This is a genomic window from Mesorhizobium sp. WSM4848 (assembly GCF_055811375.1).
Genome location: NZ_JBVVPX010000022.1, coordinates 45,896 through 59,532, shown reverse-complemented (window position 1 = coordinate 59,532; position 13,637 = coordinate 45,896). Strand labels below are relative to the sequence as shown.

16 protein-coding genes are annotated in these 13,637 nt (G+C 63.1%); 9 read left to right on the top strand and 7 right to left on the bottom strand.

All coding sequences use genetic code 11. The features are described 5' to 3' along the window. Positions 1–50: 50 nt before the first annotated feature. Positions 51–557 carry a hypothetical protein gene (locus AC0L16_RS20145; RefSeq protein WP_473622778.1) on the top strand — a complete coding sequence of 169 codons (507 nt, stop codon included), beginning with the start codon at positions 51–53 and terminating at the stop codon, positions 555–557. A 97-nt stretch (positions 558–654) separates the two neighbouring features. Here AC0L16_RS20145 and AC0L16_RS20140 read toward each other — a convergent pair whose 3' ends face one another. Beyond that, on the bottom strand, positions 655–1,983 hold the full coding sequence (locus AC0L16_RS20140) for a DNA polymerase IV (RefSeq protein ID WP_473622777.1): 1,329 nt from the start codon (positions 1,981–1,983) through the stop codon (positions 655–657). A gap of 69 nt (positions 1,984–2,052) precedes the next feature. Here AC0L16_RS20140 and AC0L16_RS20135 point away from each other — a divergent pair, with 69 nt between their 5' ends. After that, a complete protein-coding gene (locus AC0L16_RS20135; protein ID WP_473622775.1) occupies positions 2,053–2,628 on the top strand; it encodes a GNAT family N-acetyltransferase in 576 nt (191 codons plus the stop codon). A gap of 133 nt (positions 2,629–2,761) precedes the next feature. After that, complete coding sequence (locus AC0L16_RS20130) at positions 2,762–3,490, top strand: DUF6065 family protein (RefSeq protein ID WP_473622774.1); 729 nt, start codon at positions 2,762–2,764, stop codon at positions 3,488–3,490. 865 nt (positions 3,491–4,355) lie between these two features. Here the strand turns inward: AC0L16_RS20130 and AC0L16_RS20125 are convergent. Together AC0L16_RS20125 and AC0L16_RS20120 are read right to left on the bottom strand one after the other, a co-directional pair. Then, positions 4,356–5,147 (bottom strand): anti-sigma factor family protein, encoded by a 792-nt coding sequence (locus tag AC0L16_RS20125; protein WP_473622773.1) that lies wholly within the window; start codon positions 5,145–5,147, stop codon positions 4,356–4,358. Continuing rightward, positions 5,144–5,686 carry an RNA polymerase sigma factor gene (locus AC0L16_RS20120; protein WP_473622771.1) on the bottom strand — a complete coding sequence of 181 codons (543 nt, stop codon included), beginning with the start codon at positions 5,684–5,686 and terminating at the stop codon, positions 5,144–5,146. Before AC0L16_RS20120 ends, AC0L16_RS20125 begins: the two co-directional genes overlap by 4 nt. 259 nt (positions 5,687–5,945) lie before the next feature. On the opposite strand from AC0L16_RS20120, the gene AC0L16_RS20115 reads away from it, so the two are divergent. The 4 genes from AC0L16_RS20115 (at position 5,946) to AC0L16_RS20100 (ending at position 8,880) form a co-directional block, all read left to right on the top strand. After that, entirely contained in the window at positions 5,946–6,077 is a 132-nt protein-coding gene (locus AC0L16_RS20115; RefSeq protein WP_473622769.1) for a hypothetical protein, read from the top strand. Between the two features lie 80 nt (positions 6,078–6,157). Then, positions 6,158–6,409, top strand: coding sequence for a hypothetical protein (locus tag AC0L16_RS20110; protein ID WP_473622768.1), 252 nt, complete (start codon positions 6,158–6,160; stop codon positions 6,407–6,409). Next, a complete protein-coding gene (locus AC0L16_RS20105; protein WP_473622766.1) occupies positions 6,343–7,263 on the top strand; it encodes a S8 family serine peptidase in 921 nt (306 codons plus the stop codon). Before AC0L16_RS20110 ends, AC0L16_RS20105 begins: the two co-directional genes overlap by 67 nt. A gap of 123 nt (positions 7,264–7,386) precedes the next feature. Next, the gene (locus AC0L16_RS20100; protein ID WP_473622765.1) at positions 7,387–8,880 is read left to right on the top strand and encodes a hypothetical protein; all 1,494 of its coding nucleotides are present in this window, start codon (positions 7,387–7,389) and stop codon (positions 8,878–8,880) included. A 24-nt stretch (positions 8,881–8,904) separates the two neighbouring features. On the opposite strand, the gene AC0L16_RS20095 is transcribed toward AC0L16_RS20100, so the two are convergent. Further along, positions 8,905–9,204, bottom strand: a complete 300-nt coding sequence (locus AC0L16_RS20095; RefSeq protein WP_473622764.1) for a DUF3572 domain-containing protein — start codon at positions 9,202–9,204, stop codon at positions 8,905–8,907. A gap of 250 nt (positions 9,205–9,454) precedes the next feature. On the opposite strand from AC0L16_RS20095, the gene AC0L16_RS20090 reads away from it, so the two are divergent. Both AC0L16_RS20090 and AC0L16_RS20085 read left to right on the top strand, forming a co-directional pair. Continuing rightward, the gene (locus AC0L16_RS20090) at positions 9,455–9,811 is read left to right on the top strand and encodes a response regulator (protein ID WP_287247952.1); all 357 of its coding nucleotides are present in this window, start codon (positions 9,455–9,457) and stop codon (positions 9,809–9,811) included. Positions 9,812–9,844: 33 nt separating this feature from the next. Beyond that, on the top strand, positions 9,845–11,218 hold the full coding sequence (locus AC0L16_RS20085; RefSeq protein WP_473622762.1) for a PleD family two-component system response regulator: 1,374 nt from the start codon (positions 9,845–9,847) through the stop codon (positions 11,216–11,218). Positions 11,219–11,607: 389 nt separating this feature from the next. On the opposite strand, the gene rpmG is transcribed toward AC0L16_RS20085, so the two are convergent. The 3 genes from rpmG to AC0L16_RS20070 form a co-directional block, all read right to left on the bottom strand. Further along, complete coding sequence (gene rpmG / locus AC0L16_RS20080; RefSeq protein WP_006201775.1) at positions 11,608–11,775, bottom strand: 50S ribosomal protein L33; 168 nt, start codon at positions 11,773–11,775, stop codon at positions 11,608–11,610. A 102-nt stretch (positions 11,776–11,877) separates the two neighbouring features. Then, positions 11,878–12,345 (bottom strand): YqfO family protein, encoded by a 468-nt coding sequence (locus AC0L16_RS20075; protein ID WP_473622761.1) that lies wholly within the window; start codon positions 12,343–12,345, stop codon positions 11,878–11,880. A 104-nt stretch (positions 12,346–12,449) separates the two neighbouring features. Beyond that, entirely contained in the window at positions 12,450–13,625 is a 1,176-nt protein-coding gene (locus tag AC0L16_RS20070) for an MFS transporter (RefSeq protein ID WP_473622760.1), read from the bottom strand. Positions 13,626–13,637: the final 12 nt, after the last annotated feature.

Genomic DNA, 13,637 nt, shown 5'->3' with positions numbered 1-13,637 from the left:
GCCATTTCGTTGGAAATATCGTCGTTCCGATATCACCGAGGAGATATCCCATGAAATCATTCGCACGACTTGTACTTGCCGGCTGCCTGGCGGCTGCTGCTGGCGCAGCTCATGCCGACGAGGCCGATTTTCTTCGCTCGTTCGAGGGGAATTTTGCCGGCAAGGGCACCGTCAAGGTAACCACCGAGGCGCCGACGGTGAACGTCTCCTGCCGCTTCAATTCCGACGCGACATCGAGCTCCTTGTCGCTGGACGGCACCTGCCGCGGTCTCGTCGTGGTGACGCGCGCCATCAGTGCCGATCTGAAATCCCGCGGCACGAAGTACACCGGCACCTATGTCGGATCCCGCACCGGGCCGGCGCAGCTCAGCGGCAGGCGCTCGGGCAATGCGATCAATCTCGGCATCCGCTGGGCCAAGGAGGTCAACGGCGATCGCACCGCGCAAATGACCGTCGAGAAGAACGGCGAGGACGGCATGCGGCTGACCGTTATCGACGTCGACCCGAAAACCGGCGAGCGCGTGATGACCAGCCGGATCGATTTGCGACGCACCTGAAGCGGCCCGCTTTACCTTGTCTTGTTTGAGCGTGATCTTTCCGAAACTGGATCCGCTTTTCGCTTGCGCGGACATTCGGTTCGGGATCATCCTTAAACTAATCTTCGATCGGCTCGGGAGGGTGGGCGTTGCGGCCCTTGCCGAAGGTGTAGCCGGTCTCCACCGCCCTGCGGCCGAACTTGTCGCGCAACGTGTCGATGGCGCCTTCGGCCATGGCACGCTTGCGTGACTGGATATCGACGAGGTCGGGCGGATCGGCCTTTTCGTCATTCGAGAGGTCGCTGACGCCGATGCCGAGCAGCCGGTATCTGGTGCCGTCCGCCTCCTTGCGCAGCAGCTCGAGCCCGGTCGAGAAAATGCGGTCGGCCAGCCGTGTCGGGTCGCCGAGCTGCCGGTTGCGCGTGCGGGTCTTGAAATCCTGCGTCTTCAGCTTCAGCACGACGGTGCGCCCGGCAATGCCGGATTTCTTCAGCCGCCCCGAGACTTTTTCCGACAGCGCTCTCAGGACCGAAACCAGTTCCTCGGGCGAGGCGATGTCGGTGTCGAAAGTGGTCTCCGCCGAGACGCTTTTCGCATCCTGGTCGGGGTGGACGCGGCGGTCGTCCTCGCCGCGTGAAAGATGGTAGAGCCGGTCGCCCATCACGCCGTAGCGGCGCATCAGGTCGCCGCGCTCCATGCGCTGCAATTGGCCGATGGTGCGGATGCCGTCCCGCTCAAGCGTGGCGGCGAAGGCTTTTCCGACACCCCAGATCAGCGTCACCGGCTGCTCGGCCAGGAAGCCGGTCGCCTCGGCCTCGCCGATCACCGAAAAGCCGCGCGGCTTGCGAAAGTCCGACGCCACCTTGGCCAGGAACTTGCAGTAGGAAAGGCCTGATGAAACGGTGATGCCGATCTCTTTCTCCACACCCAACGCGAAGCGCGCCAGCACCACCGCCGGCGGCAAGCCATGCAGGCGCTCGGTGCCGGCAAGGTCCAGAAACGCTTCGTCGATGGAGATCGGCTCGACCAGCGGCGTCAGCGCCTGCATCATGGCGCGCACCTCGCGGCCGACCCGTCCATATTTTTCCATGTCCGGTGGGATGACGACCGCTTCCGGACAGGCTTCAAGCGCCTTGAACATCGGCATCGCCGAACGCACCCCGTGGATGCGGGCGATGTAGCAAGCGGTGGAGACGACGCCGCGTTTGCCGCCGCCGATGATCAGCGGCCGGTCCTTCAGCGCCGGGCTGTCGCGCTTTTCGACCGCCGCGTAAAACGCGTCGCAATCGATATGCGCGAGATGCAGCCGGTAGAGCTCCGGATGGCGGGCCAGCCGTGGACTGCCACAGCGCTCACAGCGCCGTGCCTCGCCGCGCTGAAAGGTCAGGCAGTCGCGGCAAAAACCGTGATCGGGATTGTTGACAGGAACCGCCATCGCTGCGAACATAAAGAGAACAAAAGCAATGGTACGTCAGGACGGACGCCACGACAAGGCGGTGGGGCCGGGAGAGAGCTCGTGAATACGACCATAGCGCCGCTGGTGCCCGAGCTTTGGGCGGATTTCGAAGATCTGTTCGGTAAGCAGGGCGCCTGCTACGGCTGTTGGTGCACACATTTCCGGCTGTCGCCGGCAGCGCGCCGTGCCAGCAACCGGGAGCGCAACAAGGACCACATCAAGGCGCGGATCGAGGCGGGACCGCCACCGGGCCTGCTGGCGTTCGAGGATGGCAAGGCGGTCGGCTGGATGCAGATCGGCCCGCGCGCCGACGTGCCCGAATGGAACAATAAGGGCAGGGGGTCGGCGCCGGTCGATCCCGCCGACGCCACCGATCCGGGCGTCTGGGCGATTTCCTGCTTCTTCATCCGCGTCAAGGCGCGCGGCAGGGGCGTGACGCACCGGCTGGTCGAAGGCGGGATCAAGTTTGCTCGCCAGAATGGCGCGCGGCTGATCGAGGCATGTCCGATCGACCTGTCGAAAGATTCGCGTTCGATCGGGCTGTTCGTCGGCTCGTCGCGGGTCTTCGAGAAAGCCGGTTTCGAGAGGCTGGTCGAGCGCAAGGCAGGCCGGCCGCTGATGCGATTGGTGCTTTAGCTGTGAGCTTTGCGCGCGGCTGTCGCTCTGCGACAGCCGAACAATCGTAGTCGGCCTGCATCATCAGACGGCCACCCGGGAATAAATCCGGCTGTGGCCCGTTCCTCCTCGGATTTTTCCATGGAGGCCATCGATGTTTCATTTTTCCCAGTCTTCTCGCTCTCAGAAGACCTCTCGCTTGATCCGGTTTGCCTGTCGGCCGGAAGATCATGGCGTCATCGCGCCGCCAGTGGCGGCCAAGACGGTTATGCCGGATTGGTTCCGCAAATTGCCGGCGGTCGATCAGCAGCAAGCCTCGGCCACCAATAATGGCCTGACCGTCAAGCGCTGCATGCCATTTCTCGACGCGATGACAACCGGCTGGATCCTGCCGCTCGCGGCGACCGTCCGCCTTGAGATCAAGGATGGCGGCAGCGCCGTCGATGCCGGCTGGGAGTTCGACAGGGTGATGGTCAGCAATCATGGTGCCCATCAGGTCGCAGGCAATCCGAAGGAACCGGCACCGCCATGCAAGTTTCACAATTACTGGTCGATCCGTACCCCGCCGGGCTGGAGTTGTCTGTTCCTGCCGCCGCTCAATCGGCCGGCTCAGCCTTTTGAATGCGTCGCCGGCATCGTCGATACCGACACCTATGCAGCCCACATCCATTTTCCGTTCTTTGCGACGGCGCCGGATGGCCTCTACGTCATCGAAAAGGCAACGCCGCTTGTCCAGGTCATTCCGTTTCGCCGCGAAGATGCGGCGCTCAAGGCCGAGATCCAGGCGGAAACCGGAGCCGAGGCGACAGAGCGCGAAACGGTCTACCGCAACACCATTGCCAGCGAAGGCTGGTATCGCAAATGGGCCCGCGCCGCCCGCTAGACTTTTTGCCGGAGAAGAATGCGAAACGGGGCCGCTAGGCCCCGTTTCGCATGGGTTGCCAAGGGCGCCAAGCGACGCGGCGCAGGAGCCTAATGCTGATCTGTAGTGATCCTTGGCGCCCCCTCTGTCCTGCCGGACATCTCCTCCGACAGGGGGGAGATCGGCGGCTTCGGCGACGGCGCCCTTTTTTCAACATTGAAAATTGGCGAAAGCCGAGGGGACAGCCAATCTCCCCCCTGTGGAGGAGATGTCCGGCAGGACAGAGGGGGGCGCCGTGGAGCGCCGGCCTGCCAATCGCCGGCGAATGCGAAACGGGGGCCAACTGGCCCCCGTTTCTCGGTGGATTGCGAAAGCGGCGGACACAAGTCGAAGCGCGCCGCCGCTCTATCGCTCGGCCGACATCAAAGCCGCCAGTTGCGCGACCAGCCGCGATCCGAACCGTTCGAGCTCGAGTTGGAGGAACTGTTCGACGATGAGTTCGAATTCGAGTTGCTCGAGGAATTGGAGCTGGAGTTCGAATTCGAATTGCTCGACGAATTAGAGCTGGAATTCGACGAACCGTTGGACGACGAATTGGAGCTCGAATTTGAAGAGCTGTTGCCAGCGACGATGAAGGAACCGTCGCTCTGGCTGGACATAGCGGCCGGCGGACGCTCGGTTTCCGGCGCCGCCGCGGGAGACTCCTTCGCCTGCGCCGCGGTGCCCGCGAGCGCTGCCATTCCTGCGACCAGTGCCGACTTGAGTTTCCAGTGTCTTGCCATGGCAGTTACTCCTTGTTTCAGACCGGACCGGCAGTTGCGGCCCGGCGGAGTAACGGGCGATCTCCGGTTTTATTCCATTCAGAAAAAGCCGGACCGTCGCAGTTTCACTTCCGGTCCTTTTGACGGACCTCGGTCAGCGCCTGGACTTCCTCCTCGGCAGACATCGGAGCGCCTGCTTCGATCGCCGAAAGGTAAGCGTCGAGGGCTTCGGTCGACGAGGCCGGGGCATAGCCTCCGGCGTCGCCGGGCGCCACGACCGCGAAGCTGACGCGCCATTCGTCGCGGGAACGGCAGGCGACCGACACCACAGTGGAGCGGTTCTGCGAGTCGACCTCGAATTCGCGGCACAAATCCTGCTTATCGTTACGGAACGTAGCGATGGCCCGGAACCGGTCGCTGATCCCTGCGAGCTTGATTTCCTTGCCGGACTCGACCGTTTCAAGGGCTTGGGCCAAGGCCGGCCTGATGACGCCGGCAACCCACAAGCCGCCCTGCGTGCGTTCGTTGGTGGCCGCTGCCCAATAGCCGGCGAGCCCGCCGACAACGGCCGCCGCGAGAGAGGCGGCAATTGGCAGCATCCAGCGAGACCTCGAAGCAGGCGCTGCTGCGCGCCTGCTGCCGAAGGGCAGTATCGATGCTGTGGCCGAATTCTCGCCGGCACGCCTGGCCTCGATCATCTGCTCGACGGCCGCGACAAGGTTTTCGGGAACCGGCTCGTCGAGCAACGGCTTCAGCGCGGCCTGCGCCTGCGCCCTGGTTTCGATGAACACAGCAATCCTGGCAACCAGACGGTCGTCCGTTTCCATCGCCTGCTCGATCCTGGCGACCATGTCGGGATCAAGCTCACCATCGGCGAAACGCATCAGGATTTCGTCCGAAAAAGTCTCTTCGGTCATTTTGCAACCCCTTTTGTGACCGGAGAACGGGTGGGCGCCGAAGATATTCCGGTCGCCTCCGCCAGATTCTTCCTCGCTCGGGCCAGCCTGCTCATCACCGTCCCGATCGGCACGGCGAGGACTTGTGCGGCTTGCCTGTAGGAAAGCTCTTCGACGCAGACCAGAAGCAGCACGTCGCGCTGGTCGGCGGCGAGCTCGCCTATGGCTTGCGCCACGCTGTTCAGCGCCAGCCGCGCCTCCAGCTCGCGCTCACCGGAAACGCCGGCGATGTCATGGCGCTCGTCAATATCGTCCTGCGGGCCGGCGACCTTGCGCTTGCGGATGTCATCGATCCACAGATTTCTCAGAATCCTGAACATCCACGCGTCGAAGCGCGTCCCTGACTCGAACCGCTGCTCGTTGGCGAGCGCCCGTTCGCAGGCGCGCTGGACAAGATCATCCGCCATATCGCGGGACCGGCACAGCGCAATCGCGAACCGGCGCAGATTCGGCAGAAATGCGACAAGCTGATCTTGGACGCGATCGGCTTTTTCCGGCATGTTGCTCCAAGTTCTGGAATAAAGCGGCCCCGCGCCCGTTCCTCGCAAGGCTAGCTTATTGCCGGATAGCTCCGCTAGCCTCGCGACCTTGAAAATCGGCGACGGCCGGAAATGTGGAGGGAGACGATGCGCTACAGCTCCTGGTTGAGACCAAAAGCCCTGCTGCTTTTCTGGGTCGCCGTCGCATTGATCGTCGATCCTCAGGCGCCGAGCGGCCAACTGGGGCTCGGTGGGTTCGGACCAAGATCGGCGTTCGCCGATGACGATGGTGGCGGTGACGATGGCGGTGGTGATGACGGTGGTGATGACGGCGGTCAGTCCGGCGCTTCGTCTGGCGGATCGCGAACGTCGTCCCGCCGATCGACCGGACCGAACCTGTTTCGCACGCTGACGGATCGGTTTCTTCCGCGCCCGCCAAGGCGTGCGCAACGGCCAGCAGTCCCGTTGCCGTCTCGGGCACCGGACCAGATCGTGGCGACCGGGCTGAGTTCGGCTGAGATCGGTCGGCTTCAGGCAACCGGCTTCACCGTACTGGACCGTGCCGACATTCAGCTTTTTGGATCCGAGCTGATTCGGCTGCGCATTCCACCTAACATGCCGCTGGAGGCTGCGCGCGATCTTGTCATCGATGCCGCTCCGCAGTCGACGGCAGATTCGTGCATTACTACCGGCCCGGACAAGAAGCCGAATGTGCCGGGCCGCACTGCGCCGCCGCGGGCCTGATCGGCTGGCCGGCCGGTACCGGGCTGCCAGCCGGCTGCGGTGGCAATGTCACGATCGGCCTTATCGACACGGCGATCAATCCTGCGCACGCCGCCTTCTCGAAAGGCCGGGTCGAAGTTCTTCGCCTGTCGGACGACGGCGTTCCCGAGTCCGGCCGCCAGCACGGCACCGCCGTCGCGGCCCTGCTCGTCGGCGGCGCCGACAGCCGTACCCCCGGCCTGCTGCCGCACGCCAGGCTCATCGCGGTCGATGCGTTTCATCGGGGCGATCGCCAGGATGACCGCTCGGACGCCTACGATCTGCTTCGCGCGCTCGACCTTCTTTCGGCGCGCGGCGTGCAGGTGACGAATATGAGCCTGTCGGGTCCGCCGAACGCGCTTCTCGAGCAGGTTGTCCGAAGACTCTCCGAACGCGGCATGGTGATTGTCGCAGCCGCCGGCAATGGCGGCCCGAAAGCCGGGCCTGCCTATCCGGCGGCCTACGCTGAAGTGGTCGCGGTGACGGCGGTCGATCGCATGAAACGCCCCTACAGGCGCGCCGGCCGCGGCGAGCACATCGATTTGTCGGCCCCCGGCGTCGACATATGGACAGCCGCGTCGGTCAGCGGCGCACGGCCGAAGACCGGCACCTCCTTCGCGGCGCCGTTTGTCGCCGCCGCGGCGGCGTTGATGAAGTCGGCAAACAGCAACGCCACCGCAGCCGACATTCAAGACGCGCTCGGCAAGTCGGCGGAAGATCTCGGCACGCCGGGCAAGGACGCCGTCTTCGGCTGGGGCCTGCTCAACGCCCGCACCGCCTGCGTTGTTATGTCGAAGAAGGCGACCCGAGGCTCCACAGTCGATGCCGGAGGATAGCGCGGGGGGCGAAGGCTGGTTATAGATCGGCTTCCAGCCCCGACGAGGGGATTGCACCCCGCCGGTTTCCGCTTACGGTTGCGGCTGGAGTTTTTACCACAGAAATAGCAACGGAGATTCTGCGTGAATCGTGTTCTGCCGGCCGTCTTTGTCCTCGCGCTCAGCGCGCCTGCCTTCGGCCAGACCGTCGACGGCGAGGGTGCCAAGCAGCTCTCCGAAAATCTGTCCCGCTATATCGGCAGCAAGGCGATCGACAGCGGCTTCCTCAAGGTTTCGGTGGAAGGCGACGCCTACAAACTCGCCGTCGATTTCAAACCTGTCGTGGACCTGCTGGCGGCGCAGCATTCCTTCAAGTTCGACGTCAGCCCCTACGCACTGCTCGTCAAGCCAAGCAGCAACGGGACATGGAGCGTCTCGGCGGATGTGTCGCAAAGCGGGTCCTTCGAGTTCAAGGGGCCAGAGGGCCCGCAGAGCATGCGGTTCTCGATTACAGACGGCAAGTTTTCCGGCGTCTACGATCCCGTACTGGCGGCTTTCACCAGCGCCACACAGTCGATAGCCGGGATGACGATGAATTCCCAGGACACCGTGCAGCGCGCCAAGGTGAGCACCGGCGCCGGTACGGCCACCATGAACGCAAGCAAAGCTGCGAATGGCGGCGTGGATTTCACCGCGACGCAGACGCTCGCCGATTTCACCGAAGCGCTCGACTTTGACGATCCCAAAAGCGGGCTGAAATTCCCGCTTACGATCAAATCGCCAACGCTGTCGGTGAACGCGACCGGCAAAGGCGTGCGGACCAGGCCGCTTCTCGATCTGCTGGCATTTGCCGTGGCCAATGAAGACGAGGCCAGACTGAAGGCCAACCAGGCGCAGCTCAAATCGCTCTTGCTCGCCGCGCTGCCGCTGTGGGAGCGGATCGACGGAACCTACGGGTTCAAGGATCTCACCGTCGAAAGCCCGGTCGGGCATTTCAGTGCGACTGAGCTGGACACAGGCTTCGGGACCGACGGCATCGCCCAGAACGGAGCAATCAACTATTCGATCAAGGCCGCGGGACTGAAGATCCCTGACAATCTCATGCCCGCCTGGGGCACGGCGCTGCTGCCCACCGATGTCAGCCTGAATTTCGGCGGCGCCAATATCGATCTCGACAGCATGGCGAAGAAGGCGATCGAAGCCTTTGATCTGAACAAGAATCCACCGCTGCCGGCCGACTTCGGCGACACCTTGACCGCCGATTTCATGGCCAAGATGCCGAAATTTGTCATCGGCCACAGCACGGTGAAAAACGGCGACATGGAAATCGCGATGGAAGGCGAGATGACGTTCGCCGGCATGAAGCCGGAGGCCAATGTGACCATCGATATCGCGGGCTATGACAGGATCGTGGAAAGCCTGCAGGCGGCGGCGAAGTCGGAGCCGGAAGCCGCGCAATATGTGCCGGTGGCGCTTGCGATCAAGGGATTCGGCAAGACGCTGCCGGACGGCCGTATCGAATGGGTCGTCAACGGCAAGCCGGACGGTTCGGTCACCGTCAATGGTGTCATGGTGAAGCCGGCCGATCCGGATGCGAATGGTGACGGCGACGGCAGCGAAGAAGAAACGACGCCGTAGCCGCTTTGGCGATCCGGTCGTCGCTTATATCGAACGCTCGTGATCGTCGTCGCCCAGCGGCAGCGCCCGCAGCGCCCTGCCGACGGAAGCCGGCGGCGTGCCAGTTTCCGCCGCGAACCGCATGAGCGTCGGCTCGTGGGCGAGGACGAACTGCAGCACGCCGGCCAGGAATCCCGGCTCGCCAGCGGCCTGGCGGATGGAATGCGCCTCGATGCCGGTGATCGCTAGGAAGCGCGACAGAAGTTCCGGATCGGCGGCGACGAAGCCCAATGCCTTCACGGCAATGGTTTCCGCTCCCTCGCGCATTGACGCTGCGTTTGCCATCGCTACCTTCTTGTGCGGTGGAATGAGTCTGTTTTTGGCAGTAATCGCAAGCGTCGCCTGCGGCAAGCCATCTGTCTCTGCAATGCGGAGTTCGCGGTGAAATCCGAAGCTTTTCCGGCAGCCGGTTTCCGTTTCGTCAATTATCTCGCGGTAGAGTCGAGCATGGTTTGGTGCGTACCGGCGAGGGCGCATGGCGGCATCCTTCGAGCGGAAGGCAGGCCGGGACGGGAATTTGATGCCTAAGAAGGTCATGATCGTCGAGGACAACGAGCTCAACATGAAGCTCTTTCGCGACCTCATCGAAGCGAGCGGTTACGAGACGGTACGCACGCGCAACGGTCTGGAAGCGCTGGATTTGGCGCGACTGCACAAGCCGGACCTCATTTTGATGGACATCCAGCTGCCCGAAGTGTCGGGGTTGGAAGTGACCAAATGGCTGAAGGAGGACGACGACCTCCATGTCATCCCGGTCATTGCCGTCACCGCATTCGCGATGAAGGGCGATGAGGAGCGTATCCGCCAGGGTGGCTGCGAAGCCTATATTTCCAAGCCGATCTCGGTGCCGCGTTTCATCGAAACCATCAAATCCTATCTGGGCGACGCCTGATGCGCCCTTCCAGCCGAGCCGGAGCTTTATGAGATGACTGCACGGATCCTCGTCGTCGACGACATCCCTGCCAATGTCAGGCTGCTCGAGGTCCGGCTGCTTGCCGAATATTTCGAGGTGCTGACCGCCACCAACGGGCTGGATGCGATCGAGACCTGCGAAAACGGCAAGGTCGATGTCGTTCTGCTCGACGTGATGATGCCTGATATGGACGGCTTCGAAGTCTGCCGCCGGCTGAAGAGCGATCCGGCGACGTCGCACATCCCGGTCGTCATGATCACCGCGCTCGACCAGGTTTCGGACCGGGTGCGCGGCCTTGAGGCCGGTGCGGACGATTTTCTGACCAAGCCGGTCAACGATCTGCAATTGATGACGCGCGTCAAAAGCCTGGTCAGGCTGAAGACTTTGACCGACGAGCTGCGCCTGCGCGCCTCGACCACGCGCAATATCGGCATCGAGGAGCTGTTGAGCCGCAACTTCGCATCCGCGGACACCACGCCGAAGGTTCTGCTGATCGACGACCGCAAATCCTCCTTCGAGCGCGTCCAGAAGATGCTGCGCGGCAGCGCCTACCTCGACATTGCCACCGATCCGCATGCCGGCTTCTTCCAGGCCGCCGAGACGCCCTATGAATGCGTGATGATCTCGACGGGTTTTGCCGATTTCGATCCGCTCAGGCTCTGCTCGCAGCTGCGTTCGCTCGATCGCACCCGTTTCCTGCCGATCATCCTTCTGGCGGAGCAGGGTGAGGAGGGGCGCATCGTCCGCGGGCTCGAGCTCGGCATCAACGATTATCTGATGCGGCCGATCGACCAGCAGGAGCTAACCGCTCGGCTGCGCACGCAGGTGCGCCGCAAGCGTTACAACGATCAGCTGCGCGCCAGCGTAACCCAGACCATCGAGATGGCGGTGATCGACGCGCTGACGGGATTGCACAATCGCCGTTACCTCGACAGCCATCTGCAGACACTGTTCGACCGCGCCGTGGCGCGGCGGCGGCCGCTGTCGGTGATGATCACCGATCTCGACCGCTTCAAGACCGTCAACGATACGCATGGCCATGACGGCGGTGACGAAGTGCTGCGCGAATTCGCGCGGCGGCTGCGCAAGAATGTGCGCGGCATCGATCTCGCCTGCCGCTTCGGTGGCGAGGAGTTCGTCGTGGTGATGCCGGACACGGACGGCGCGGTCGCCGAAAAGGTCGCGGAGCGTATTCGCGCCGAAATCGCCCAGATGCCGTTTGCCGTCGGTCAGGACGGCAAGACGATCGAGGTTACCGTCAGCGTCGGCGTGTCGTCGGTGCTGAGGGGTGTCGACTCGGTTGCCGGGCTGATGAAGCGGGCCGACCTCGCGCTCTACGAAGCCAAGAGCGCCGGCCGCAACCGGGTCGTCGCCAAGGCGGCGTAAGGTCCGATTATCCTGTCAATGCGACAGGGTTACGAATTTACCTTAACGCAAGCGATTCGCCGGGCTTGGTTAAGAAATTGTTGATTTTCACAGGCTGTTGCGCAAATGTGCAGGCCAATGACGGGATCGGCGCGAGGGTAGATCGCCGGATCGATCCGAAGAATACCCCATGATTCAGGTCCGCCGCATCTCCTGGGTCCGTGGGGTCGGCCGGCCGGCGCTGGCACATAGTGGCCTCCTCGTACCGCTGCCAAACGCCGGCCGGCCCCCAATTCTCAAAATGAAATCAAGACTCTGCGCCAAGCATTGGAAATTATTGACTTTTCGAGCTTTGAAAACAAAAATGCCGCCCACAGGGGCGGCGTTTTTGTCTAGAGCAGGAAAGCAGATTACTTGATCTTGGTTTCCTTGAACTCGACGTGCTTCTTGGCGACCGGATCGTATTTGCGGAACGACAGCTTGTCGGTCTTGGTGCGGCTGTTCTTGCTGGTCACGTAGAAGAAACCGGTGTCGGCGGTCGACAGAAGCTTGATCTTGATGTTTGCGGCTTTGGCCATTGTATCAGTCCATTATGTTCGTGGAGTCTTGGCCGCTGGAGCACGGGAAAACACCCGGACGCGGGAAACTTGGCGCGACACATAAACAACGCGCCCGGAAAGTCAACCCTGTGAGAGCGCCTCTTCCTTAACTGGGGCGGCCTTCTTCCAGTCTCCCGTGGTGTTCCACCAGCGGTTCGGGTTGGAGCGGTCGTCCAATCCCTTGGAGCGGCTGGCGAGGATCGGCTGGATGCGGATCACCGGCTCCTGATAGCTGTGGACCTGGAAGATCGCCTCGACGACGCGGGCGGCCAACGCCTGGTCGTCGGGCAGCTCGAACGACACTTCCACCGTGCCATGCCGTCGGCGCAAATCGGTCTCGGCGCCGGCGGCAGCACCTACGAGCGCCCGGTAGCGCTCGATGCCGTGCGCCGACTGGTAGGCATTGCTGTCGTATTTGCCCATGGTGAGCGGGGCGATCGCGACCACCGCTTCCATGATGCGATCGACATCGGAAGCCGGCGCCTGGAAGGTCACAAGCAGCAGCAATTCCATCCGCAGCGATTTCGTTTCAAACCCGGAGTCGATCATGGCGGCATCCTCAAATTCGTGGCGTGTTGCTGACAATCTACCCAGGTGCTGCTGACACGGTCATGTCAGCAGCATTGCGCCATCTGAGGCATCGACCAGTCTTTCTACAGGATTTTTCGGACGAGCCTGGCGCCGACCAGCGCGATATAGAAGGCGAAGAACATGCCGAGCGCCCAGCCGAAACCGGAGGGGCCGAAAAGGTCCATGCCGATGCCAATCGCCTGCGGGCCGAGCACCATGCCGACACCGTAGCAGAGCACGAAGGCGGCGTTGGCCGAGGCCAGGTCGTGGCCGGAAAGCTGCGAGCCGAGATGGGCCAGGCCGATCGTGTACATGGCCGCGACGACGCCGCCCCAGACGAACAGAAGCGCCGCCATCAGATGCCAGTTCTGCGCGAAGTGCGGCATGAAGATGGTGCCGGCAAGCCCGATGGTTGCACAGGCCAGAAGCAGATAACGGCGGTCGCTGACGCGATCGCTGATCATGCCGAGCGGGATCTGCAACAGCACGTTGCCGAGGCCGATCATGGTGAGCAGCAGGGCGGCGTCGGCCTCGGAGTAGCCGATGCGATTGCCGTAGACGGGAAACAGCGCAAAACCGCCGGTCTCGACCGCGCCGAACACCAGCACCGCAGCGGTCGCCGTCGGCACCAACCAGATGTAGCGCAGGAAGTTGCTGGTTTCGCCATTGGAGACGATCGTCGGGCTCTCGTTGCGTGCGGCCAGAACTGGAATGGCGGCCAGCGTCACCAGCGCCATGATGACGCCGAAGGGCAGGAAGCCGGCGCTGCCGAGCTGGGCGAACAGCCACGGCCCGGCGGCAAAGCCGAGCGACAGCACCGTGGCGTAGATGCCGAGGACGAGACCGCGCCGGTGCGGCGGCGCCGATGTGCTGATCCAGAATTCCGACAGGATGAACAGCACCGTCAGCGCGATGTGCAGCAGGACGCGCAGCGGAAACCACATCCAGAAGTCCGGTGCGAAATGGAAGCCGACAAAGGCCAGCACTCCCGTGGCGATCATGGCGAGCATCGTCCTGGCGACGCCGAACCGCATCGCGAGCGGGGTGGCGAGCGGTGCGCCGGCGATCGAGGCGAGGCCGGCGACAGCGGTGTTGAAGCCGATCATCGACGCCGAATGGCCGCGCGTTTCGAGAATGACGCTGAGCAGCGGCATGCCGAGGCCGATGGCGATGCCGACGACGCTGATCGACGAGATCGCCGCGATCATCGGCAACCAATGGACCCGTTCCTCGATCTCTTGCTGGGTATCGACCGTCATGGGATGTGAATG